We start from the raw sequence: 23,551 nt of genomic DNA on the forward strand, positions 1-23,551 counted from the left end.
GTATGTCCGTGCGCACCCGTCAGCCACTCGTCCCCGGCACCCAGTCGCCGATCCGGGACGTCCCGCGTTCCATCGAGCGCCCCGAATACGTGTGGAAACCGACGGTCAACGAGGGCAAAGAGCCCTGGGTGCAGACGGCCGAGACCATCGAGAAGATGCGCATCGCGGGCAAGATCGCCGCCCAGGCACTCGAGGAGGCGGGCAAGGCGGTGGCGCCCGGCGTCACCACCGACGAACTCGACCGCATCGCTCACGAATACATGTGCGACCACGGCGCCTACCCCTCCACGCTTGGCTACAAGGGTTTCCCCAAGTCGTGCTGCACCTCGCTCAACGAGGTGATCTGCCACGGCATCCCCGACTCCACCGTGATCGAGGACGGTGACATCGTCAATATCGACGTCACCGCCTACATCCACGGCGTGCACGGCGACACCAACAAGACCTACCTCGCCGGCGATGTCGACGAGGAGGTGCGCCTGCTGGTCGAGCGCACCGAGGAGGCGACCAACCGGGCCATCAAGGCGGTCAAGCCGGGCCGTGCGCTCAATGTCATCGGCCGCGTCATCGAGGCCTACGCCAACCGCTTCGGCTACGGCGTTGTCCGCGACTTCACCGGGCACGGGGTCGGCCCCACCTTCCACAGCGGCCTGGTGATCCTGCATTACGACCAGCCCGACATCGACTCGGTGATCGAACCGGGCATGACGTTCACCATCGAGCCGATGATCAACCTCGGCGGCATCGACTACGACATCTGGGACGACGGCTGGACCGTGGTCACCAAGGATCGCAAGTGGACCGCGCAGTTCGAGCACACCCTGGTGGTCACCGAGACGGGCGCGGAAATCCTGACCCTGCCGTGAGCGGTGTGCTGCGCGGGGCACTGCTGATCGCCGGGACCACCTCCGACGCGGGCAAAAGCGTTGTGGTGGCGGGGATCTGCCGGATGCTGGCGCGGCGCGGGGTGCGGGTCGCGCCGTTCAAGGCGCAGAACATGTCGAACAATTCCGTCGTCACGCTCGACGGTGGGGAGATCGGGCGCGCCCAGGCCCTGCAGGCGCGTGCGTGTGGGCTCGAGCCGAGCGTGCGGTTCAACCCGGTGCTGTTGAAGCCCGGCAGTGATCGCCGTTCCCAATTGGTGGTGCGCGGGAAGGCGATCGGAACCGTCGGTGCGCGAGACTATTTCACGCGTCGTCAGCAGTTGCGTGCAGTGGTGGCGGACGAACTCGCCTCGCTGCGTGCGGAATTCGATGTGGTGATCTGTGAGGGCGCCGGGTCGCCCGCCGAGATCAACCTGCGCGCGACCGACCTGGCGAACATGGGTCTGGCACGTGCGGCGGATCTTCCGGTTCTCGTCGTCGGCGATATCGACCGGGGTGGAGTGCTCGCCCACCTGTTCGGCACCGTCGCCGTCCTGGAACCCGAAGACCAGCAACTCGTTGCGGGGTTCCTCGTCAACAAATTCCGCGGCGATGTGACCCTGCTCCGGCCCGGCCTCGACCAGCTCACCGCCCTGACCGGCCGCCCCACCCTCGGCGTCCTGCCTTTCGCCGAGGACCTCTGGCTCGACGCCGAAGACTCCCTCGGCACCATCGCGGGCACCCCCGTCGGCCGCCCCGCCCCGCCCCATGGCACCGACTGGCTCACCGTCGCCGCCATCCGCCTGCCCCGCATCTCCAACTCCACCGACATCGAAGCCCTGGCCTGCGAACCCGGCGTCTCGGTCCACTGGGCCGACAGCCCCCACCAACTGACCAATGCCGACCTCGTGGTGGTCCCCGGTTCCAAATCCACCGTCTCCGACCTGGAGTGGTTGCGCGCCAAGGGTATCGACGCGGCACTACGCACACGTGCCGCCACCGGGCGCCCCGTCCTCGGCATCTGCGGCGGCTACCAAATGCTCGGCCGTCGCATCGTCGACGGAGTGGAATACGCGGGCGGAGATCGCCTCCCGTCGCCAACGGCTGCTGTTCCCGAGCGCGGCGCCGCCCCGGGAGGGACGCCCGCAGACGAGGGGATGCCGTCCGGGACTCCATGGGTGGGCGACGGCCTCGGGCTGTTCGACTTGGACATCGAGTTCGCGGAGCCGAAGATCGCACAGCAGGTAACCGGGACTGCCGTAGGCATCCCTGTGCACGGCTACGAGATCCACCACGGCCGGGTGCGACGCAGCGGCGATCCCACCTGGCTCACCATCGACGGCGCTCCGGAAGGCAGTGCACGAGAAGCGCTCTGGGGCACGCACGTGCACGGCGTGCTCGAGTCCGACGAGTTCCGCCGTGCCTGGCTGGCCGAAGTGGCCACTCGAGCGGGACGTACCGGCTTCACCGTCGCCCCCGACACGTCCGTCACCGCCGTGCGGGAAGCCCAGCTCGACCTACTCGCCGACCTGATCGAGAAACATGTCGACATCCCCGCCCTGGAAGAACTGATAGCGCGCGGCACAACCGACCTCCCGATCATCCGAACGGGAATCCTCGACGCACCCGGTGAGTAAAAGCGTTCACGCCGTGGATTCGGCGGTCGCGCTGCCCGGTTTCGGTCGGCCACGGCTGATCACGTACGCGGCGAAGCCGAACACTAGGGCCGGGGCGCCGAGTACGACGACGCCGAAGATCCAGATGTAGTCCTTGGCGGCGGTGGCGGGCGTGGTGTAGGCCTGGGTGTCTTTGCCGATGTCGATGAGAACCGTTCGGGCGGCCCCCCATGATGTCGATAGAACTCGAGAGCAATCCTATGGCGAGTGGCACGGCTGTGCCTCAGGTCGCGAGGCCGCGCGGGTGTGGGACCGCTCTCGTCCTCGCCGGAAAGGGATTCCTCTTGTGACAGGTTTGGCAATTCGGCCGTTCCCGGCAGTGAAAGCCCAGTACACGGGCATCGGCCGGTCGGAGCGCCGGGGCCGAACGACAGGTGGTGTTCAGGGTGGGCGTGTACCGTAAACCGGCATGAAATCTCGGCAGATCACGGTCGGTGACCAGGCCTGGACAGTGCGGGTCGACGGGCCCTCCTCGCGGCACAATGTGCTGTTGCTTCCCGATGCGGACGACCCTGCTGACGTGTTCGACAAGGTGTGCGCGCGGCTGCACGAATCCGATCTGCAGACCGTCGTCGTGGAATCCGTCGAAGGCCTCGAGCCGGCGGGGGTGCACGCCATTCTCGACGAACTCGAACTGCCCTATGTGAACGTGGCCGGACGCGGTGCCGGGGCGGCGCTCGCCTGGCGGGTGTGTGCGGGCCGGTTCGGCCGGTTCATGAGTCTCGTCGTCGCAGACCACGGCCATCCCGCCGTGCCGGGAGCCGACGGCACGATCCCCGATCCGGCCTGTCCGCCGCTCGAACTCCCGGTGACGATGATGGTCACCAAGGGCCTCCCGCGCGCAACCGCCGACGCCTCCGGCCGCTTCGTCTACGGCGAATTCCGTGTCGTCCCTTTGGAAGTCGACAACATCGCCACCGAGGCGGGCCACGAACTCGCCACCGAGATCGTCCTGCGTACCAGCCTCTGGTGAATCGAGATCACCACGCTCCGGTGGCGTTCGGCTCTCGGGCGTTACTGACCTGAGAGCGTGGTGATCAAACGCCCAGGATCAGGACTTGCGGTAGGCGGCGAGCCAGTCGAGCCAGCTGTCGGTCTCGGCGAACGCGACCGCGCGGACGGCCTCCGAGGACAGGAACACGTCGTGGCGGGCGCCGTCGATGGGGACGATGGTGGTGCGTTCGCCCAGGCAGCCTGCCCAGCGCTGGATCTGCTTGACGTCGAGCACGGCATCGGCCACGTCGACGGCGGAACTGTGCTGTCGCGCGAACTTGGTGACCCGCGAACGCAGGATCAGCGCGGGCACCCCGATGGTGAGCCCCTGCTGCAGCCGCGCCTGGCCCTGCCGGATCGCCCGCAACCAGCCGAGGCGCACCGGTTCGCCGGTCAGCGGCTTCCAGTCCAGGTTGTAGTCCCATTCACCCGAGCGGGTGTGGTGCAGGCTGTCGCCGTAGGCGGTGCTCACCCCCATGCCCGGGATCTGCGCGAACGCGCGGAACCGGCCGACGGCGTTGATGATGGGTGTGCCGACGGTGCGGTAGTACGACGGTCCCTGCAGATCGAACCAGGGGCTGTTGAGCACCACCCCGGCTACGCCCGCCGCCGCGCTGCCGCCCGCGGCCTCGAGCCGGTCCAGCCACAGCGGCGTGATCAGGCCGCCGGTCGAGTGCGCCACGATCAGCACATCGTTGCCGGTCTCCTCGCGCGCGATCCGCAGCGCCTCGTTGAGTTCGCTGTCGTAGAGCGCCAGGTCGCTGACGTAGTGGGCGCTCTGCCCCTCGCGCCGTGAGCGGCCGCATTTGCGCAGGTCGAGTGCGTAGAAGCGGTGGCCGCGTGCGGCGAAATGCTCGGCCAGGTGCTCCTGGAAGAAGTAGTCGGTGAAGCCGTGCACGTAGAGCACTGTCGGCTCGTGTGCCGGGGCGGTGGCGTCGGGCAGGTAGCGAACCAGGGTGGCGACGATCTCGCCCTCGCCGTCGGGGTCGGTACCGAGCGGCAGGGTTCGCTGCTGGTACGCCGTGCCGAGGATGTCGGCCTGCCACTGCTCGTCGGTCCGGTCGGCGATCCCTTGCGTTTCGTTCGTCACACCCGCCAATCTATCGCGGGGTCACGGCGACGTGCAGGGTTGGTTTACATCACATTCGGCAGGTCGGGTGCAGTGAGGCGATCTGCTGAGGTGCACAATTGAGTTCAGGTGAACGACGGGTAACCTACCCCCGGCGATTCACTGCGAGTCGCATCAACACTGCCAAGCGCCCGCGCCAAGCGAACTCACCCGCCGGTGGTTAGCTGAGAAGGACAAGGAAGTCGATCTACCCGTGCCGAACGCTGCGAAGATTGAAAAGACCGATGTAGTTCTCATCGGCGCAGGCATCATGAGTGCCACGCTGGGCGCGCTGCTGCGGCAGTTGCAGCCGGACTGGACGGTTTCGGTGTTCGAACGGCTCGACGCCGCCGCCGCCGAGAGCAGCGACCCGTGGAACAACGCGGGTACCGGTCACTCGGCGCTGTGCGAGCTGAACTACAGCCCGCAGAACGCCGACGGCTCGGTCGATGTCAGCAAGGCGATCGACATCAACGAACGCTTCCAGGTCTCGCGGCAGTTCTGGGCCTCCGCGGTCGACGCGGGCGTCCTCGGTGACCCGTCGCGCTTCATCAACCCCATTCCGCACGTCAGCTTCGTGCACGGTGCCGACAACGTCGAGTACCTGCGGAAGCGCTACGAGGCGCTGGCGCCGCACCCGCTGTTCCGCGGCATGGAGTTCATCGACAGCCCCGACGAGTTCACCAAGCGGCTGCCGCTGATGGCCAAGGGCCGTGACTTCTCCGACCCCATCGCACTGAACTGGACCGACGGCGGCACCGACATCGACTTCGGCGCGCTCACCAAGCAGCTGCTGGCCTACGTCGGCTACTCCGGCGGCGAGATCGCCTTCGGCACCGAGGTCCGCGACCTCGACAAGCAGTCCGACGGCTCCTGGAACGTCACCGTGCGCAACCTGCGCACCTACCGGTCGCGCACGATCAACGCGAAGTTCGTGTTCGTCGGCGCCGGTGGTGGCGCGCTGCCGCTGCTGCAGAAGTCGGGCATCAAGGAGGCCAAGGGCTTCGGCGGGTTCCCGATCAGCGGCCAGTTCCTGCGCTCGACCAACCCCGACCTGATCGCCGCGCACGAGGCCAAGGTGTACGGCAAGGCCGCCGTCGGCGCGCCGCCGATGTCGGTGCCGCACTTGGACACTCGCGTCATCAACGGCAAGAAGGGCCTGCTGTTCGGCCCCTACGCCGGCTGGACCCCCAAGTTCCTCAAGGACGGCTCCAACGCCGACCTGTTCAAGTCGATCAAGCCGAACAACATCGGTTCGCTCGTCGGCGTGGGTCTCACCGAGATGGGTCTCACCAAGTACCTGATCAGCGAGCTGCTGAAGTCGCAGAACGGCAAGGTCGGTGTGCTCGAGGAGTTCCTGCCGCGGGCCGACGGCCGCGACTGGGAGCTCATCACCGCCGGTCAGCGCGTGCAGGTGATCCGGCGCAAGGGTGCCGGTGGCGTGCTCGAGTTCGGCACCGCGGTCATCTCCGCTCAGGACGGCAGCATCGCCGGTCTGCTCGGTGCCTCGCCCGGCGCGTCGACCTGTGTCACCGCGATGCTCGATGTGATGCAGCGTTGCTTCCCGCGTGAATACGCCGACTGGACCCCGCAGCTGCAGCAGATGATCCCCTCGCTCGGCCAGAAGCTGTCGGAGAACCAGGCCCTGTTCCAGGAAGTGTGGGACTGGACCAACAAGACGCTCAAGCTCGACGAGGTCAGCGCCACCACCCAGGAAGACGCGCTCGGCTTCGCCCAGGTGCGATAGCCCGCCGTGCCGGTCGTGCTGAAACGGTCGTGGGCGGCGGACCTCGACTCCGCCACCCTGTATCGGCTGCTGACGTTGCGCGTCGACGTGTTCGTCGTGGAGCAGGAATGCGCCTACCCCGAACTGGACGGGCGTGACCTGCTTCCCGGCACGCGTCACCTGTGGATCGATGACGACGGCGAGATCGCCGCGACGCTGCGCCTGCTCGAGGAACCGGACGGGTTCCGCATCGGCCGGGTCTGCGTCGCGGCGGATGCTCGCAAGCGCGGCTACACGACCCGGCTGATGCAGGCGGCGCTGGCCGAAACCGGTTCGGCGACTGTGCGATTGGATGCCCAATCACACCTTGTCGACATGTACGCCAAGTTCGGGTTCACCGTCGACGGACCGGAATACGACGACGACGGCATCATGCACGTCCCGATGCGTCGCGGCTGATCTTCCCGGGTAACCATCTCCGACCATGCCTTCCGGTCCGTCGAGGGACGCGCGCCACTACGGCGCGGCGCCGCCGGATGCGATCGTCGTGGGCAGCGCACCGGGTGCTGCTCGTCGGGCAGTGATGCCCGGGGATCGGGGGCGAAGGGGCCGCGCATACAGTGGGGGCGTGCCTGGTTTTGCTGATGTTGCCGCTGGTCCGCACACCGCTGCGCGGGCAGTGGGTGAGGCGGGGTTCCCGTTCTCCGCTGTGGTGGGGCAGGAGCGGTTGCAGCTGGCGTTGATCTTGTCGGCGGTGCACCCGGGAATCGGCGGGGTGCTGGTGCGGGGCGAGAAGGGCACCGCGAAGTCGACAGTGGTGCGCGCGCTCGCGCAGTTGCTGCCGCCGGTGGTCGACGAGACCGGCGCGCGGCCGGCCCGGCTGGTCGAGTTGCCGGTCGGCGCCACCGAGGACCGCGTAGTCGGTTCGCTGGATCTCGAGCGGGTGCTGCGCGACGGGGAACAGGCGTTCCGTCCCGGTCTGCTGGCCGCGGCCCATCACGGCGTGCTCTACGTCGACGAAGTCAACCTCCTGCACGACCACCTGGTCGACGTGCTGCTCGATGCCGCCGCCATGGGCCGCGTGCACGTGGAACGCGACGGGGTGTCGCATTCGCATCCGGCGCGGTTCGTGCTCGTCGGCACGATGAATCCCGAAGAGGGAGAACTGCGCCCGCAGTTGCTCGACCGGTTCGGCCTCACCGTCGACGTGGCGGCCTCGCGTGACGTGTCGACCCGGATGGCCGTCGTGCGCCGCCGCCTCGACTACGAAGCCGACCCCGCCGCTTTCGCCGCCCGCTACGCCGGCGCGGATCAGATTGTCGCCGAACGCATTCTGACCGCACGAGACCGGCTGCCCGATGTCGTGCTCGACAATGCCGAGCTGCGCCGGATCGCGGCGCTGTGTGCGGCCTTCGATGTCGACGGGATGCGCGCGGATCTGGTCGTCGCCCGGACCGCGACCGCGCACGCGGCTTGGCGGGGCCGGGATCGGGTCACCGAGGACGATGTGCGGATCGCCGCCGAGCTGGCCCTGCCGCATCGGCGGCGGCGCGATCCGTTCGACGAGCCCGGGATCAGTGAGGAACAGCTCGACGAGGCGATGCGGGCGGCGGCCGATGAGGTCGAAAACGCCTCCGACGATGACGAATTCGACGGGTCGGCCGATGACCAGGCGCTCGACGGGAAGAATCCGGACAGCCGCAGCGACGATCAGGCCGACGATGGTCGCGCGATTGGCGAGTCGGATGCCGATCCGGGCGGTCCCCTCGGCGACGATTCCGAGGATCGGCTCGGGAGTGACAACTCGCGTGGCAACGACCCGCGCGAGGGTAGCCCTGACGACAGCGACGGACCGGATGACGACGGCCCGGACGGTGGACCGAGCGGCCCGAACGGCAGCGGTCCGGACGGTGGGCCCGGTGGAGGCCCGAATGGCAACCGCCCGAACGATGCCGGTTCGAGCAACAATGGCTCCGACGACAAGGGTTCTCGGCCGAACGCCGAAAGCCTTTCCGGCACACCCGGTTCCACTTCCAAGCCGGCCCCCCGCTGGGAAGTCCCCGGCATCGGTGAAGGCGCCCCCGGCCGCCGCTCCCGCGCCCAGACCCGCACCGGTCGCATGGTTCGCCCCCACACCGACACCTCCACCGGTCTGCACCTGCTCGGCACCGTCTTCGCCGCCGCACCGAAGCAGGTCGAGCGTGGCCGGTTCGCCGGCCCGCTCGCCCTGGCGATCGAAGACCTGCGTGGCGCGTATCGCGAAGGGCGCGAAGGCAATCTGGTCGTCTTCGTCGTCGACACCTCCGGTTCGATGGCCGCCCGCGACCGGCTCACCGCCGTCACCGGCGCCGTCGTCACCCTGCTGCGCGACGCCTACCAGCGCCGCGACAAGGTGGCGGTGATCAGCGTGCGCGGCAGCGAGGCCGAGCTGGTCCTGCCGCCGACCTCCTCGGTCGACATCGCCGTACGCCGCCTGGCCGGTCTGCGCACCGGCGGGAAGACACCTCTCGCGGCCGGTTTGCTGAAGGCCCGCGAGGTGATCGCCCGCGAACAGGTCCGTGATCCTCGCCGTCGGCCGATGCTGGTGTTGCTCACCGACGGCCGCGCGACCGGCGGCACAGCACCCCTCCCGCGCGCCCGCACCGCCGCACGCTCGATCGCAGGCGAAGGCCACACCGCGATGGTCATCGACTGCGAACGCGGCATGATCCGCCTGGGCTTGGCCGCCGAACTGGCCCGCGACCTGCGAGCCCGCTATTTGCGCCTGGACGAACTCACCGGCGAAACCGTCGCGGACGTCGTGCGCGGGTCGGCCCGCGCCGCCTAGCCCCGCCCGAGCCGTACCTGTGCGGGGCGGGCATGACGGCACGTCCTGATAGAAATGATCCCGAGTCGGCGCTGTGCGGTCGGTCCGGTGGCCGTGCTGTTCGAGGCCGTGAATTGACCCGCGTGAGCGGGTCGAGAAGAGGAGTTGCTGTGCCCAAGGGTGTTCCCGAGGTCGTCCCCGCGGACGGGCTGACCACGCGGCAGCGGCGTAATCAACCGGTGCTCGCCGTGCACACCGGGCCGGGCAAGGGGAAGTCGACGGCGGCGTTCGGGATGGCGTTGCGGGCCTGGAATCAGGGTTTCGACGTGGCCGTGTTCCAGTTCGTGAAGAGCGCGAAGTGGAAGGTCGGCGAGGAAGCGGCGTTCCGGACCCTCGGCACCCTGCACGAGGAGACCGGCGCGGGCGGCGCGGTGGAGTGGCACAAGATGGGGGAGGGGTGGTCGTGGACCCGCAAGCACGGGACCGAGGAAGACCACGCCGCCGCCGCGCTCGCGGGCTGGCAGGAGATCGCACGGCGGCTCGCCGCCGAGCAGCACCGCTTCTACGTGCTCGACGAGTTCACCTACCCTCTGAAGTGGGGCTGGGTCGATATCGACGAGGTCGTCAAAACCCTCACCGAACGACCAGGTAACCAGCACGTCGTCATCACCGGACGCGACGCACCGCAGGCGCTCATCGATGCCGCCGACCTGGTCACCGAGATGACCAAGGTGAAGCACCCGATGGACGCGGGCCGCAAGGGTCAGCGCGGTATCGAATGGTGACTGGCTCGACAGCCGTGCGGAATCCGATGGTGGCCGACGCGGCAGCTCTGGTGGATCGAACGGTGGCCGGGCCGCCGGCGGTGGCGGATCGAACAGCGAGCGGCCTGGCGGCTGTGGTGGATCGAATGGTGGCTGGCCCGGCAGCTGTGGGGGAACGAAAGGTCGTTGGCTCGGCAGCCGTTGTGGAACGAACGGGGAGTGGAACGACGGTCGTGTGGGAGCGGCGACCGTGAGCGCGCCGGCGATCGTTATCGCGGCCCCGGCGTCGGGTAGCGGCAAGACGACGTTGGCCACCGGGCTCATCGGCGCGTTGCGTCGGGCCGGGCACCAGGTGGCGCCGTTCAAGGTCGGCCCGGACTACATCGACCCCGGGTATCACGGGCTCGCCGCGGGGCGCCCCGGCCGGAACCTCGATCCTGTTCTGGTGGGTGAGGATCGGGTGGTCCCGCTGTACCGCCACGGCGCGCAGGGGTGCGATATCGCGGTTGTCGAGGGCGTGATGGGCCTGTTCGACGGTCGCATCGACGAGCATCGGACGGAGGCGGTGGCGGAGGGGTCTACCGCGCAGGTGGCGAGCCTGCTCGGCGCACCCGTCGTGCTCGTTGTCGACGCGCGCGGACACTCGCAGAGCCTGGCCGCCCTGCTCCACGGTTTCGCCACCTTCGACTCCTCGGTCCGCCTGGGCGGGGTGATCCTCAACCGCGTCGGCAGCGAACGCCACGAACAGGTCCTGCGCTCGGCATGCGACCGCGTGGGCGTCCCCGTCCTCGGCGTGCTCCCCCGGATGACCGAACTGGAAGTCCCCTCACGCCATCTCGGCCTCATCCCCGCCGTCGAACACGGCACCGCCGCCACCCGCGCGGTCGACGCGATGACCACGCTGGTCGCCGCCCATGTCGACCTCCCGGCCATCGTCGCCCTTGCCGCCGGATCGGTGCAGGGCCCCGCCTGGGATCCGCTGACCGAACTGGCTGCAGCCGCCGATCGAGCCGGGCCTGATCGAGAGCAGTCGTCCGGCGAGCTCGGCGGGTCGCCCTCTACCGCGCGAACTCCACACGATCCCGCCCCGGCGACATTGTCCGAGCGATCCCTACTGCCGAACACCACGATCACGGACGCGACCGCCGGCCACCGCCCCACCCGGATCGGGGGGCCGGTGATCGCGATGGCCGGCGGCGCTGCCTTCACCTTCGGCTACGCCGAGCACAGAGAATTGCTTCTGGCAGCCGGAGCGCAGGTCGTGGTCTTCGATCCACTGGCCGACGAATTGCCCGAGGGCACAGCGGGTCTGGTGCTTCCCGGTGGCTTTCCGGAAGAACACGCCGCGCAGCTGTCGGCAAATGTACGCCTGCGCAGCGCGATCGCCGACGGCGCCACCCACGGTCTCCCGATCCACGCGGAATGCGCCGGACTGCTCTACCTCACCCGCTCCCTCGACAGGCACCCCATGGCAGGCGTGATCGACGCCGACGCCGAATTCGGCCCCCGCCTCACCCTCGGCTACCGCGACGCCGTCGCCCTGCACGATTCGGTGCTGTGGCAAGCGGGCGCCCGAGTACGTGGCCACGAATTCCACCGCACCCGCCTGACCAAGGCGGGCACGGCGAACGCCGCATGGGGCTGGCGCACAACGCAGTCCGTCTCCGAAGGTGCGGTGGTGGGCCAGGTTCATGCCTCCTACCTGCACACCCACCCTGCCGGTAATCCTGACGCCATCCGCCGATTCGTCGACGCCGCAACGGGATTCGAATCCCGATGACGGGTCGTCGGTGACTGACGGTAGGGGGTCGCTGGACCGAGTCACGGTCGGCATCGGTCTGCGCCCCGGCACCACATCGGACCGCATCGTGCGAGCCGTCGAAGAGGTTGTGGGGGAGTACCGCATCGCCTGCCTGGCGACGCTCGACACCCGAGCCGCCGAGCCGGAAGTGCGGGCGGCCGCCGCGATACTCGGAGTCGCGCTGCTCGGATTCACCGCCGAGGAATTGTCCGCGGTCGAGGTTGCGCACAGCTCACCACGCACCGAATCCGCGGTCGGTACCCCCAGCGTCGCGGAGGCCGCCGCACTACTCGCAGGGAATGGCGAATCAGTGTGCGGTCGAACGATTGTCGACGGAATCGTCGTGGCTGTGGCATACGCCGACCCGAATTAATTCACTGGGCAAGATCGGCCGCGCACAGTAACGTCTGTTCCAGCAGTCGTACGGCGGGCCGGCACTGATCGGTTACCTTTCATCCAAGCGGTCGCAGGTTCGAATCCTGCCCGCCACCGCGCGGTGGCGGTAGCTCAGCCTGGTAGAGCACTCGGCGCGTCCGGTCGGGACACACACGCCCGCCGTGCGATTGCGACGGAGTAGGGCGGGCCGGATTCGGTCGGTTATCTGGTGACCTCTCGAGTCGGGCGGGTTCGATCCCCGCGTCGGAAAGCAATTTCCGTCTCCGGTCGAAACACCACGCCTGCCCCACTCCGCATACATGCCCCGTCGGGTCCGGGGCCGAATATCGACGCCCACGGGCGTACCGGAGGGGAACAATGAATATTCTGTCGCGGTTCAACCGTCGCAGCACACCGCAGTCCGCACCGGCCGACAATCGTCAGGTCGTGAACAACGCCGGTGGCTACGTTTTCGACATCACGCCCCAGGCACGGGTGCGCCGCTTCCTCACGCTCGGCACCGAATCGGGAACCTACTACGTGAACCCCACGGCGCTCACCGCCGACAACGCAGAGTTCCTCGTCGAGTACGCGGCCGAGCACACCGCCGACCTGGTGCGCGAGATCGTGGAGATCTCCACCTCCGGTCGCGCACCACGACAGAATCCCGCGCTGTTCGCGCTCGCCGCCGCCGCATCGGTCGGTGATGTCGACGGCCGTCGGGCCGCCTTGGCCGCGTTGCCGCAGGTCGCGCGCACCGGCACGCACCTGTTCCTGTTCGCCGGGTACATCGAGCAGTTCCGCGGCTGGGGTCGCGGGCTGCGCCGGGCGGTGGCGAACTGGTACCTGGACAAGCCGGTCGACGCGCTCGCCTTCCAGGCGGTCAAGTACCGGCAGCGTGAAGGCTGGACGCACCGCGACCTGCTTCGCCTGTCACACCCGACGGCCACCGACGACGAACGACGCAGGCTGTTCGACTGGATCTGCGGTCGCGCAACGGAACTCGACGGCTTGACCGTGGTCGAGGGCTTCCAGCGTGCGCAGACCGCCCCGGCCGATCAGGTGCCCGCGCTGGTTCGCGAGTACCGGCTCGGCTGGGAGATGCTGCCCGATGCCGCGCTGAACTCGCCCGAGGTGTGGGAGGCGCTGCTGGACAACGGGATTCCGCAGACTGCACTGCTGCGTCAGCTCCCGCGTCTCACCCGGCTCGGCCTGCTGGACCCGCTCGGATCGCGGACGGCCGCGATCTGCGCCCAGCTCACCGATCCGGCGCGGCTGCGCGCGGCCCGGGTGCACCCTGTCTCGGTGCTGATCGCTCTGCGTACCTACGCTTCCGGGCGTTCGGCACGCGGTTCGGGTACCTGGACGCCGTCGGCTCCGGTCGTCGACGCGCTCGACTCCGCGTTCTACGCGGCCTTCGAGCTCGTCCAGCCGACCGGTCTGCGGCACCTGCTCGCGCTCGACGTGTCCGGGTCGATGACGGCGCCGATCAGCGGTCTGCCGCTGTCGGCACGCGAGGCGTCGGCCGCGCTCGCCCTGGTCACCGCTCGCACCGAACCCCGGCACCAGATCGTCGGGTTCACCAGTGGCGGTAAGGGTCGGTCGCAGTCGAACGCGCTGTCGGAGCTGGCGATCTCACCGCGTCAGCGCCTGGACGACGCCATTCGCGCGGTGTCGGGACTGCCGTTCGGCGGAACGGACTGCGCGCTGCCCATCCTGCACGCGCTGGACAAGGGCATCGAGGTCGACGTGTTCTCGGTTTTCACCGACAACGAGACATGGGCGGGTTCGATGCACCCACACCAGGCGCTGGCCCGGTACCGCCGCGAGGTGAACCCGCGAGCCAAGCTGGTGGTGGTCGGTATGACCGCGACGAACTTCAGCATCGCCGATCCCGACGACGCGGGCATGCTCGATGTCGCCGGTTTCGACGCCGCCGTGCCGTCGCTGCTGGCCGACTTCGCCACGGCCGCATAGAAGTTCACACAGCACAGAAAACGGAGCCGCCGCGACCTCGTTGTCGCGGCGGCACCTTTCCTCTCGCGCGGAAGTTCCTCACCCTCAGGGGGCGACCGAGGACCAATCGGCGAAACCGGTGGGGTCGTGGCGGCCCATGGATGCGTGCTCGAACAGGCCCCAGCCCTCGACGTCGCCGCAGCGGGCGTGGCCGATGTGGTCGATCACGCCGTAGGGGACACGGGCTCGGACGCCGGGGTCGGTGAGGTCGTAGGTGCTCGACAGCGACCAGTTCTCACCCATCCAGCGGCCGTGGGTCCAGTCGGGGTCGGCGCCGTATCCGCAGCCCACGTGCAGGGCGATGCCGGGGCGGGACTCGATCTCGACCTCGAGGGGCTTGCCGTCGGGGGTCGTCATGTCGAGGCGGACCGAGCGCGGGTGGCGGGTGCCCGGCTCGTAGACCCAGGTCATGCGCGGCCAGCCGAGTTGTTCCTTGCGGCCGTCGTTCCAGATGCGCACCGCGTTGTTGAGGGTACGGGTGCCGTCGGGTTCCTCCTGCACGATCACCACGATGGCGAAATCGGGGAACCGCAGCGGCGCGTACAACCACCAGAAACCACCCATACCCGTCGGCCTGCCCGCCGGGTCGGGTTCGCCGGAGGGACGGATGCCCCAGGAGCGGTCGCGGCTGCCGGTCCACACCGCCGGGTCGACGGAGTAGTCGCGCCCGTGCACCGCGAGAGTGCCCTCCCACGAACCCAATTGGGCGAAACGCGATGCCTCGATGATGGGCCGCGTGCCGGACAGGATCAGGTGCGGCTGTTCCTGCACGGCCGGCTGCGCCCCGGTCCAGGTGAGGTCGAAACCGAGATCGTCGTGCTCGCACACCACGCGCAACTTCTGCAGCGGCTCGATCACCTCGATGCGGTAACCACCGACGCGGGTGTCGAGATCACGCGAGGTGAGCGCGTCGGAGAACCGCACACTGTGCTGGGTGTCGCCCTGGCGTGCGCACGCGAACGCGTCGACCACACCCAGGTTCGGGTACACGCCGAACCCGGTGATGAGCATGGTGTCACCGGCTGGGTCGAAGGCGTTGAAGTAGTAGCGGTCGTAGAAATTCCGGTCGCTGGTCGCCACCCGGGCCAGCGACAGCGGCGTCTGATGGACCGGGTATTCGTCCAGGGGGACGGGCATGATCGCGTTCATCGTCAGTCCCATTCGTAGGTGCCGTCGAGCAGCGCTTCGAGTCCGCGCCGGTGCATGATGTAGTCGTCGCGTTCGCCGGGCACCGTGTCCTCGCCGAAATGGATCATCCGCCGCTTGATCCGCGCCATCACGATGGCATGGCGCAGCGCCGCGTACACGATGTAGAAGTCCAGGTCGGTGACGGTGTGGCCGGTGAGCTTCTCGTACTCGGCGACCACATCGTCGCGGCGCAGGAAGTCGGCGAGGCCTGGCTGGTCGAACCGGGTGGCGATGTCCTGGAAGAACCGGTGGATGAAGATCAGCCAGCCCAGGTCGAGCTCGCGGGGGCCGAGGGTGGCCATCTCCCAGTCCAGCACCGCGGCCGGGGTGAAGCCGTCGAACAGGATGTTGCCGGGGCGCGCGTCACCCCAGTTGAGCACCTCGGCGCCGGTCTCGGCGGGCCAGTTCGCCTCCAGCCAGTCGAAGGCGCGCTCGATCAGCGGGATGTCGACGCCGTCGTCGGCCAGCGCCCATCGGTACCAGGCGCGCTGAGCCTCGAAATGCCTGCGCAGCGCGGACCCTTCGCCGTCGAGCGCCGGAAAGCGCTGTGCCGCATCGTCGATGGCGTGCACCTGCGCGATCACCTTGACTGTTTCAGCGGTGATGCCCGCGCGCTCGGCGGAGGTGGCGTCGAACACCCAGCCGAAGAACACGTACGGCGGGTTGTCGGCGACCACCTGGCCATCGATCTTGTCCATGACGAAAAACGGTGTACCGAACAGTGATTCGTCGGTCTCGAGCCAGCGCAGGGCGGGCACGGGAACCTCCGACGCCGCCGCGACACCCGACATCACCTGGTACTGCAACGGCAGGTCATAGGACTGGAACACCGGAAACGACGAGTCCTCGGGCGCCATCCGCGCGACGAACGAACCGCTCTCGGCGACCCCGTCCACCGACCATTCGGCATCGAACAGCACGGTGGTGCTCGACATGCCGCCGGTGGCGGGCTTGCTGAGGTTGCCGATCGTCGGTGGGGCGTCGGCGCCGACCTTGTCCGACAGCCACCCCGAGAGCCGCTCGCCGAATGCGTCGAGGTCGAGCTCGGTGACGGTCAGCGACTGCTGCGCGGTGTGGTCGGTGTCCTCGGACATACGTGGGGTCCCCTGTCGGCGTGGTGAAACGTGTTCCGTACCGGCGTACCGGAAGACCGGCCGGAATGTAAGGCGGGCGTCGGTGAGCGGGATTCAGGGTTGACACCTCCAAGATCGGGGTTTCCCCCGATGCGCGCCCGCGTCGGTATCGGTGAAGCTTGCCGGACAATCCTTTTCGAGGTGGAGGTACGCAGTGACGGCAGTTGTCGCGGAGCACGCGGTCGAGGAACCGGCGCGCGAACTCGCGCCCGAGTGGCACCCGCTCACCCGGCTCGCGTTCCGGTTCTGCGTCGCGTACCTCGGCCTCTTCTGCCTGTGGATGGCCCAGATCAGCTACGTGTTCCTCGGTGTGATCGCCTTGCGGATCCCCGAGGACGCCATCGCCTGGCAGCTGCTCACGCTGGCCCCGGTGAGCAGCTGGATCGGTGAGCACGTGTTAGGGGTGGAGGCCGAACTGACGATGAACGGCAGCGGCGACCAGGCCGCCATCTGGATCCAGTGCGGGCTGGTGCTGGTGGTCGCGGTGCTGGTCACCGTGGTGTGGTCGATTCTGGACCGGCGCCGACGTTCCTACCCTCGGGGAGCGAGCTGGTTCCTCACCGGGCTCCGGCTGGCCGTGGGCGGGCAGATGCTGTTCTACGGCTTCGCGAAACTGGTCCCCACCCAGATGCCGGAACCTGCGCTGACCACCCTGCTCACCCGGGTCGGCGACCTGAGCCCGATGTCGATGCTGTGGACCCAGGTCGGTTCGGCGCCCGCGTACGAGGTGGCGCTCGGTGCGGCCGAGGTGCTCGCCGGGCTGCTGCTGTTCTGGCCGCGCACCGCGACCCTCGGTGCCATGCTCAGCGTGATCAGCATGGCCCAGGTGTTCCTGCTGAACCTCACCTTCGACGTGCCGGTGAAGATGCTGTCGGGGCATCTGCTGCTGATGAGCCTGGTGCTGCTCGCCCCGCAGGCGCGACGGTTGCTCGATGTGCTGGTGCTGCAACGTCCTTCGGAGCCGATGACGCAACCGCCGCTGTTCCGGTCCGCGCGTGCCGAGCGGTGGGCCACCGTGGTCCAGGTCGCGGCGGCGGCGTGGATCGTCGTCGGGTTGATCGTGTTCTCCGGCGAATCGTGGCGCGAATACGGTGGTGGCGCAACGGAACCGGAGCTGTACGGCATCTGGGAGGTGTCGGAGTTCTCGATCGACCAGACGTCGGTGCCGCCGCTGAGCACCGACCCCGTCCGCTGGCAGCGCCTCGTCGTCGACAAGGGAACGGCGGCCTATCAGCGCATGGACGACACGATCGTCCCGGTCGTGGCCACCTTCGACCCCGCGACCGCGAGTCTCACGCTCGCGACCGCCCCGAGCGCACCCGATCAGGCGCCGACACCGTATGCCACCCTCGCCGTGGACCGTGCGGTGGACGACCGGCTCACACTGCGCGGCGACCTCGCGGGCGAGCAGGCGACGGTCGTCCTCACCCGCGTCGATCTCGAGGGCTTCCCCCTGCGCGGCACCGGTTTCCGGTGGGTGCAGAACAATCCGTACGTGGGCTGAGCCGGGCCCGGTGCGGCGGGGCCCGCGTGGAGAGCTGTCCATCGGGTGGACCGATGCCCGGCGGCGGGTCGACGTGGCAACGGCCGGGTGGGTGCGGGGATCGGCGCGTCAGGAACTAGGCTCGGACATTGTGCCGAACACGTCTGACACCGCATCGACCCAGCCCGCCGGGGACCCGAACTACCTGGTCGGGCTCGATCTGCGTGGACGCAGAGTCGTTGTCGTCGGCGGCGGCACCGTCGCCCAGCGTCGGCTCGGGCTGCTCGTGGCCGCCGGTGCGGACGTGCACGTGGTCAGCCGGGCCGTGACCCCCGCCGTGGAGGGCATGGCAACGGCCGGGCAACTCACCGTCGAACTGCGCGACTACCGCGACGGTGATCTCGACGAGGCCTGGTACGCGATGGCCTGCACCGACGAACCCGAGACCAACGCGGCCGTGGTCGCCGAGGCCACCGCGAAACGGATCTTCTGCGTGCGGGCCGACATCGCCCGCGACGGCACCGCCGTCACCCCGGCGACCGCCCGCTACGACGGTCTCACCCTCGGCGTGCTGGCCGGTGGCGCGCACCGGCGCTCGGCCGCGGTCCGCAACGGTCTGCTCGAAGCGCTGCAATCCGGTGTGGTGACCGACGATTCGGAACCGGTGACGCCCGGTGTCGCACTGGTGGGTGGTGGACCGGGCGACCCGGACCTCATCACCGTGCGCGGCCGCCGCCTGCTCGCCCGCGCCGACCTGGTCGTCGCCGACCGGCTCGCACCGCCGGAACTGCTCGCCGAACTCGGCCCGCACGTCGAGGTCATCGACGCGGCGAAGATCCCCTACGGCCGGTCCATGGCGCAGGAGGCGATCAACCTCGCCCTCGTCGAGGGCGTGAAGGCGGGCAAATTCGTCGTCCGGCTCAAGGGGGGCGACCCGTACGTCTTCGGGCGCGGGTACGAGGAGCTCGAGGCGTGCGCCGAGGCCGGCATCCCCGTGACGGTGGTACCCGGCATCACCAGCCCCATCTCGGTACCCGGTGCCGCGGGCATCCCGGTGACCCATCGCGGGGTGACCCACGAATTCGTGGTCGTGAGTGGACACGTCGCCCCCGATCACCCGGACTCGCTGGTCGACTGGTCGGCGCTGGCCAAGCTGCGCGGCACCCTCGTGCTGATGATGGCCGTGGAACGCATCGACAAGTTCGCCGCCGCCCTGCTCGACGGCGGCAAGCCCGCCGACACCCCGGCCACCGTCATCCAGGAGGGCACCCTGCGTACCCAGCGGGTGGTGCGCGCCGACCTGGCCACCGTCGCCGAGCGGGTCAAGCAGGAGGGCATCCGGCCGCCCGCGATCATCGTCATCGGGCCGACGGCGGCCTTCGGTGCCGAGGCCGCCGACCCCGCCTGAGGTCACGATCTCGGCGGGTGGCGCCGACGGTGTCGTTTACAGTGGTCGACTGTGCTCGAAAACCCCGCTGCCTCGAAGCAGTCCCCGGTGAAGCAGTCGGCCTTCGGGCTCGCGATCATCGTTCTCAGCGGCCTGCAGTTCATGGTCGTGCTCGACGGCACCGTCGTGATCTTCGCGCTGCCCCGCCTGCAGGACGAACTCGGCCTTTCCAGCTCGGGCGGCGCGTGGACGGTCACCGCCTACGGCCTCACCTTCGCGGGCATGATGCTGCTCGGCGGTCGCCTCGGTGACGTCTTCGGCCGCAAACGCATGCTCATCACCGGTGTCGGCCTGTTCACCGCCGCCTCGCTGGCCTGCGGTCTCGCCCAGGGCGAGCTGGCCCTGCTGATCGCGCGCGCCTTCCAGGGTGCGGGCGCGGCGATCGCGGCACCGACCGCGTTCGCGCTGGTCGCCACCACTTTCGCGCCGGGTAAGGCACGCAACCAGGCGGTGGCCGTCGTCGGATCGATGGCCGGAATCGGGTCGGTGAGCGGCCTGGTGATCGGTGGTCTGCTCACCGAGATGTCGTGGCGGATGATCTTCCTCATCAATGTGCCGATCGGCGCGCTGATCGTGGTCGGCGCGATGTACACGCTCTCCGACACCGCCCACCACCGCGCGCCCCTCGACGTGAAGGGCGCGGTGCTCGGCACTCTCGCCTGCGCGCTGGTCGTGTTCGGCGCCACCGAGGGACCGTCGTGGGGATGGGGCAGCCCGGTCATCCTGACCTCGCTGATCGTCGGTGTGGTGCTGCTCGTGGCGTTCGTGCTCATCGAGCGCAACGAGGCCGACCCGCTGCTGCCGTGGTCGCTGTTCGACAGCCGCGACCGCAACTCGACGTTCCTGCTGATCTTCCTGGCGGGCGCGGTGCTCGGCGCGATGACGTTCTTCGTCGCCCAGATGCTGCAGAACTCGCTCGGCTACAGCCCGCTGCACGCCGGTATCGCCTGTATCCCGTTCACCATCGGCATCGGTGTCGGCGGCGCGCTGGCCTCCAAGGCGGCGTTGCTGGTGCCGCCGCGCTGGCTGCTGACCGGCGCCGCGCTCGTGCTGTCGGGGGCGCTGCTGTTCGGGTCGACACTGGACCGCCACATCGGCTACTTCATCACCCTGCTGCCGTTGCTCGTCGTCATCGGGTTCGGGGTGGGTGTGGCGATGGTGCTCGCACCGCTGTGCGTGCTGGTCGACGTGCCGCCGTCCGATATCGGTCCGCTCTCGGCGGTGGGACAGATGTTCATGAACCTGGCGACGCCGATCGCGATCGGGCTGCTCAGCCCGATCGCGGCCTCGCGCACCCTGTCGCTCGGCGGCAGCCCCGACACCAAGGTGTCGGCCATGACCGGACCCCAGCTCGACGCGCTCACCAGCGGCTACACCACGGTCCTGCTCGTCTGCTCGGGTCTGGCGCTGCTGGCCGCCGTGGTGGCGGTGACCTTGCGCTTCACGCCTGCTCAGCTGGCCCAGGCACAGCACGCCCAGGAGGAAGCCCACAAGGCCTGAGGTCAGAGGCGGCCGGTCACCTTGTACGGCGTGATCCGTACCGTCACCCGTTCGGCGTCGTCTGCCGAGGCCGGGTTGAACTCGGCGTAGGGCAGACCTGTGTATTTCAGGGACAACTCGTCGGGCAGCAGACGATCGGGATCCGGCACGAGGGTGGCGGTGCCGCGGATGGCGGCATAGACGAACGGGCGTTCGGGCGGGTTGACCATCACGGTGACGCGGGGGTCGCGGGCCAGGTTCTTGGCCTGCTGGCGGGCGACGGTGGTGGAGAAGAGCAGGTCGTCGCCGTTGCGCTTGATCCAGACGACAGTCAGGTGCGGATGCCCGTCGGGGCCGAGGGTGGCGACGGTGGCATACGCCTTCTCGTTGTCGATATAGGTGGACAACTCTTCGGACAGCGCGATGGTTCGGGTCATACCGGTACGAACGCGGCGGTCATGCCCGGCATTCCGGCCCGTTGTGGCAGAACGGTATTCGGGTTCTCGTGGCGAAGACGGGGTTGCCCGACAGTTGACGCGGCATGAGACTGGAGGGATGTCTGTGCTCGCGGAGAACCTGCTCGATCGGTGGATCGCCTTGGCCGGGACCGACTCCGAAGCCATCGGGATCGGCATCATCGGCCGCTACGCCGAACCACACCGCCGCTACCACACCCTCACCCACCTGTCGGTGATGCTCGCCGCCATCGACGAATTGGCCGATGCCGCAACCGATATCGACGCCGTGCGCTACGCGGCCTTCTTCCACGACGCGATCTACGCCGTCGACCGCGCCGACAACGAGGAACGCAGCGCCGATCTGGCTCGCGACGTGCTCGAATCACTCGGCGCCACACCCGAACTGGTGCACGAGGTGATGCGCCTGGTGGTCCTCACCCGTGGTCACAACCCGGAAGCCGGCGATGCCAACGGCGCGGTGCTCTGCGACGCCGACCTGGTCGTGCTCGGTGGGACAGCGCAGGAGTACGCCGCTTACGCGGCCGCGATCCGCGAGGAATACCGCCACGTCCCCGACGATCTGTTCCGCGCGGGCCGTGCCTCGGTGCTGCGCAACCTCGCCGAGCAACCGCGCCTGTTCCGCACGCCGCGGGCCTATCAGCGGTACGAGGGGCTCGCTCGCGCCAACCTCGCGGCCGAACTCATCGGGTTGTCCGGCTAGTCCTTGCGTCCGGTCAGCGCGAGCGACGCGCCGAGGCCGATCATCACCAACCCGCCTGTGCCGCCGACCGCGGCCAAGCGTCGCGGTGACCGCGCGAACCAGGTCCTGGCCGAGCCGGCCGCCAGCGCCCACAGTGAATCGAACACGAGGCCGAACACGGGGATGCACAGGCCGAGGATCAACATCTGCTGCGATACGCCGCCGCGTGCGGGGTCGACGAACTGGGGGAGCAGCGCCGCCAGGAAGACGATGGTCTTCGGGTTCGCCAGGCCGACGACGAACCCGTCGCGCAATGCCGCGACCGCGTTGCCGTCGCGACCGTCGGGCCCGATCCGCATGGCATCGTGCAGTTGGGTGCGGTGCCGGAAGGCCTGAATGCCCAGGTACACAAGGTAACCCGCGCCGACGAGCTTGATCGCGGTGAACACCGTCGCCGACGCCATCACCACCGCCCCCACGCCACACGCGACGGCGACGACCTGGAGGTATACCCCGACAGAGTTGCCGACCACGTTCAGCAACGCGGTCCGCCGACCGGCGGTGAGCGCCCGTCCGATGGTGAACAACACGCTCGGACCCGGCACGAGCACGATCAGCAACGCCAGTCCGGCGAACGACGCCAGCGCACCCCAGGAGACCATGACCGCCACGGTATCCGGGCCGCGCTCAGCGCGCGAGCGCGTTGTTCGATTCGATCGCGGCGACGATGAGGTCGGCCACGCCGCGCTGTCCGGCCAGGGTCGGGTGATAGGGCAGCAGCGTGCGGTCGGCCAGGATCGGGTCGAACCAGCGCACCGATGGATCCGCGCACATCCCGAACTCGCGGGACGCGGCGACCGTGTCGACATAGATAGCCCCGTGCGCGGCGGCTTCGCGCGCGACAAGCGCGTTGAGCCGTGCGAACTTGGACTGGATGTGGGCGGCGTCGGCGTCGCGCAGTCCGGCCATCGCCGGGCAGCTGTGGTCGGTGAGGTAGGTCGGCCAGCCGTCGACGACGACGACGGCGTTCGGGGCGCGGCGGGTGATGTCGTCCAGCGCTGCCGCGTAACTCGGGGCGATCGCGTCGATCTTCTCGTCCCAGCCGTGGTCCGTCCCGCAACCGCCCAGGTGGCACCGGCCGAGGATGTACTGGGTCATGTCGGCGTCGTTGGCGCCGATGTGCAGCGTGACGAGCCGTGTCGCGGGCCCGAGCGCGTCCAGTTGCGGGGCGACACCCGGTCCCTGCTCCTGGGTCAGGTGCGGGATCCTCGCCGAACTGCAGGTGCGGTCGTCCAGGGTGAGTCCGAGCCGTTGCGCCACCAGCTTCGGCGCGTTGGCCGTCGAGCGAGCGCACTGCAGCGGAGCGGTGAGGTCGAGGTTCGCGGCGCCGGTGGTCGCGGCACCGGAATCGCCGAGGGCCACATAGGCCGCCCCGCTCGCCGGTTCGGCGTGCGCTCCGGCCGAGAGCAGTGCGGACACCGAAACGGTCAGCGCCGCAACGAGAGCACGTATGCGGTTGGTCATCGAACATCCTG

At 68.9% G+C, this 23,551-nt stretch carries 20 protein-coding genes; 14 read left to right on the forward strand and 6 right to left on the reverse strand.

The features are described 5' to 3' along the window. Positions 1-2 precede the first annotated feature (2 nt). The 3 genes from map (at position 3) to ACWEVR_RS14270 (ending at position 3,512) form a co-directional block, all read left to right on the forward strand. A complete protein-coding gene (gene map / locus ACWEVR_RS14260) occupies positions 3-866 on the forward strand; it encodes a type I methionyl aminopeptidase (protein ID WP_067496356.1) in 864 nt (287 codons plus the stop codon). A gap of 8 nt (positions 867-874) precedes the next feature. Continuing rightward, positions 875-2,500: a cobyric acid synthase gene (locus ACWEVR_RS14265; RefSeq protein ID WP_452467384.1), complete on the forward strand. Its 1,626-nt coding sequence runs from the start codon at positions 875-877 to the stop codon at positions 2,498-2,500. A gap of 448 nt (positions 2,501-2,948) precedes the next feature. Continuing rightward, the gene (locus tag ACWEVR_RS14270) at positions 2,949-3,512 is read left to right on the forward strand and encodes an alpha/beta hydrolase (protein WP_357145287.1); all 564 of its coding nucleotides are present in this window, start codon (positions 2,949-2,951) and stop codon (positions 3,510-3,512) included. A 78-nt stretch (positions 3,513-3,590) separates the two neighbouring features. On the opposite strand, the gene ACWEVR_RS14275 is transcribed toward ACWEVR_RS14270, so the two are convergent. After that, positions 3,591-4,622 carry an alpha/beta hydrolase gene (locus tag ACWEVR_RS14275; RefSeq protein ID WP_452467291.1) on the reverse strand — a complete coding sequence of 344 codons (1,032 nt, stop codon included), beginning with the start codon at positions 4,620-4,622 and terminating at the stop codon, positions 3,591-3,593. A 232-nt stretch (positions 4,623-4,854) separates the two neighbouring features. Here ACWEVR_RS14275 and mqo point away from each other — a divergent pair, with 232 nt between their 5' ends. From mqo to ACWEVR_RS14310, 7 genes are all read left to right on the forward strand, one after another. Then, positions 4,855-6,387: a malate dehydrogenase (quinone) gene (gene mqo / locus ACWEVR_RS14280; RefSeq protein WP_452467292.1), complete on the forward strand. Its 1,533-nt coding sequence runs from the start codon at positions 4,855-4,857 to the stop codon at positions 6,385-6,387. 6 nt (positions 6,388-6,393) lie between these two features. Beyond that, complete coding sequence (locus tag ACWEVR_RS14285; protein ID WP_067636470.1) at positions 6,394-6,825, forward strand: GNAT family N-acetyltransferase; 432 nt, start codon at positions 6,394-6,396, stop codon at positions 6,823-6,825. A 220-nt stretch (positions 6,826-7,045) separates the two neighbouring features. Then, positions 7,046-9,193 carry a VWA domain-containing protein gene (locus tag ACWEVR_RS14290; protein WP_452467385.1) on the forward strand — a complete coding sequence of 716 codons (2,148 nt, stop codon included), beginning with the start codon at positions 7,046-7,048 and terminating at the stop codon, positions 9,191-9,193. A gap of 149 nt (positions 9,194-9,342) precedes the next feature. Next, positions 9,343-9,957 carry a cob(I)yrinic acid a,c-diamide adenosyltransferase gene (cobO, locus tag ACWEVR_RS14295; protein WP_452467293.1) on the forward strand — a complete coding sequence of 205 codons (615 nt, stop codon included), beginning with the start codon at positions 9,343-9,345 and terminating at the stop codon, positions 9,955-9,957. 229 nt (positions 9,958-10,186) lie between these two features. Continuing rightward, positions 10,187-11,716, forward strand: a complete 1,530-nt coding sequence (locus tag ACWEVR_RS14300; protein ID WP_452467294.1) for a cobyrinate a,c-diamide synthase — start codon at positions 10,187-10,189, stop codon at positions 11,714-11,716. Positions 11,717-11,726: 10 nt separating this feature from the next. After that, entirely contained in the window at positions 11,727-12,110 is a 384-nt protein-coding gene (locus ACWEVR_RS14305; RefSeq protein WP_452467295.1) for a cobalamin biosynthesis protein, read from the forward strand. 380 nt (positions 12,111-12,490) lie between these two features. After that, positions 12,491-14,089, forward strand: a complete 1,599-nt coding sequence (locus tag ACWEVR_RS14310) for a TROVE domain-containing protein (protein WP_452467296.1) — start codon at positions 12,491-12,493, stop codon at positions 14,087-14,089. An 84-nt stretch (positions 14,090-14,173) separates the two neighbouring features. Here ACWEVR_RS14310 and ACWEVR_RS14315 read toward each other — a convergent pair whose 3' ends face one another. Together ACWEVR_RS14315 and ACWEVR_RS14320 are read right to left on the reverse strand one after the other, a co-directional pair. Then, positions 14,174-15,277: a hypothetical protein gene (locus ACWEVR_RS14315; protein WP_452467297.1), complete on the reverse strand. Its 1,104-nt coding sequence runs from the start codon at positions 15,275-15,277 to the stop codon at positions 14,174-14,176. A 2-nt stretch (positions 15,278-15,279) separates the two neighbouring features. Next, positions 15,280-16,410, reverse strand: a complete 1,131-nt coding sequence (locus ACWEVR_RS14320) for a phosphotransferase family protein (protein ID WP_452467298.1) — start codon at positions 16,408-16,410, stop codon at positions 15,280-15,282. A 193-nt stretch (positions 16,411-16,603) separates the two neighbouring features. Between ACWEVR_RS14320 and ACWEVR_RS14325 the strand changes: the two genes are divergently transcribed. The 3 genes from ACWEVR_RS14325 (at position 16,604) to ACWEVR_RS14335 (ending at position 20,879) form a co-directional block, all read left to right on the forward strand. Next, a complete protein-coding gene (locus tag ACWEVR_RS14325) occupies positions 16,604-17,953 on the forward strand; it encodes a DoxX family protein (protein WP_452467299.1) in 1,350 nt (449 codons plus the stop codon). Between the two features lie 130 nt (positions 17,954-18,083). Next, complete coding sequence (cobA, locus tag ACWEVR_RS14330; protein WP_357145311.1) at positions 18,084-19,340, forward strand: uroporphyrinogen-III C-methyltransferase; 1,257 nt, start codon at positions 18,084-18,086, stop codon at positions 19,338-19,340. 51 nt (positions 19,341-19,391) lie between these two features. Then, the gene (locus tag ACWEVR_RS14335; RefSeq protein WP_452467300.1) at positions 19,392-20,879 is read left to right on the forward strand and encodes an MFS transporter; all 1,488 of its coding nucleotides are present in this window, start codon (positions 19,392-19,394) and stop codon (positions 20,877-20,879) included. A gap of 2 nt (positions 20,880-20,881) precedes the next feature. Here the strand turns inward: ACWEVR_RS14335 and ACWEVR_RS14340 are convergent, their stop codons facing one another. After that, on the reverse strand, positions 20,882-21,295 hold the full coding sequence (locus ACWEVR_RS14340; protein ID WP_452467301.1) for a PPOX class F420-dependent oxidoreductase: 414 nt from the start codon (positions 21,293-21,295) through the stop codon (positions 20,882-20,884). A 118-nt stretch (positions 21,296-21,413) separates the two neighbouring features. Between ACWEVR_RS14340 and ACWEVR_RS14345 the strand changes: the two genes are divergently transcribed. Further along, the gene (locus ACWEVR_RS14345) at positions 21,414-22,037 is read left to right on the forward strand and encodes an HD domain-containing protein (protein WP_452467302.1); all 624 of its coding nucleotides are present in this window, start codon (positions 21,414-21,416) and stop codon (positions 22,035-22,037) included. Here the strand turns inward: ACWEVR_RS14345 and ACWEVR_RS14350 are convergent. Then, on the reverse strand, positions 22,034-22,678 hold the full coding sequence (locus tag ACWEVR_RS14350) for a LysE family translocator (protein WP_452467303.1): 645 nt from the start codon (positions 22,676-22,678) through the stop codon (positions 22,034-22,036). The genes ACWEVR_RS14345 and ACWEVR_RS14350 overlap by 4 nt on opposite strands. Before the next feature lie 25 nt (positions 22,679-22,703). Further along, positions 22,704-23,540 (reverse strand): SGNH/GDSL hydrolase family protein, encoded by an 837-nt coding sequence (locus tag ACWEVR_RS14355; RefSeq protein WP_452467304.1) that lies wholly within the window; start codon positions 23,538-23,540, stop codon positions 22,704-22,706. Positions 23,541-23,551: the final 11 nt, after the last annotated feature.

This window comes from Nocardia sp. NPDC003979 (assembly GCF_053605015.1).

What these genes read in the sequence shown, in the direction of transcription:
- ACWEVR_RS14315 (WP_452467297.1), bottom strand. Translation starts at nt 15,277, where the DNA reads ATGAACGCGATCATGCCCGTCCCCCTGGACGAATACCCGGTCCATCAG.
- ACWEVR_RS14345 (WP_452467302.1), top strand. Translation starts at nt 21,414, where the DNA reads ATGTCTGTGCTCGCGGAGAACCTGCTCGATCGGTGGATCGCCTTGGCC.
- ACWEVR_RS14340 (WP_452467301.1), bottom strand. Translation starts at nt 21,295, where the DNA reads ATGACCCGAACCATCGCGCTGTCCGAAGAGTTGTCCACCTATATCGAC.
- ACWEVR_RS14310 (WP_452467296.1), top strand. Translation starts at nt 12,491, where the DNA reads ATGAATATTCTGTCGCGGTTCAACCGTCGCAGCACACCGCAGTCCGCA.
- ACWEVR_RS14320 (WP_452467298.1), bottom strand. Translation starts at nt 16,410, where the DNA reads ATGTCCGAGGACACCGACCACACCGCGCAGCAGTCGCTGACCGTCACC.
- ACWEVR_RS14350 (WP_452467303.1), bottom strand. Translation starts at nt 22,678, where the DNA reads ATGGTCTCCTGGGGTGCGCTGGCGTCGTTCGCCGGACTGGCGTTGCTG.
- ACWEVR_RS14270 (WP_357145287.1), top strand. Translation starts at nt 2,949, where the DNA reads ATGAAATCTCGGCAGATCACGGTCGGTGACCAGGCCTGGACAGTGCGG.
- map (WP_067496356.1), top strand. Translation starts at nt 3, where the DNA reads ATGTCCGTGCGCACCCGTCAGCCACTCGTCCCCGGCACCCAGTCGCCG.
- ACWEVR_RS14355 (WP_452467304.1), bottom strand. Translation starts at nt 23,540, where the DNA reads ATGACCAACCGCATACGTGCTCTCGTTGCGGCGCTGACCGTTTCGGTG.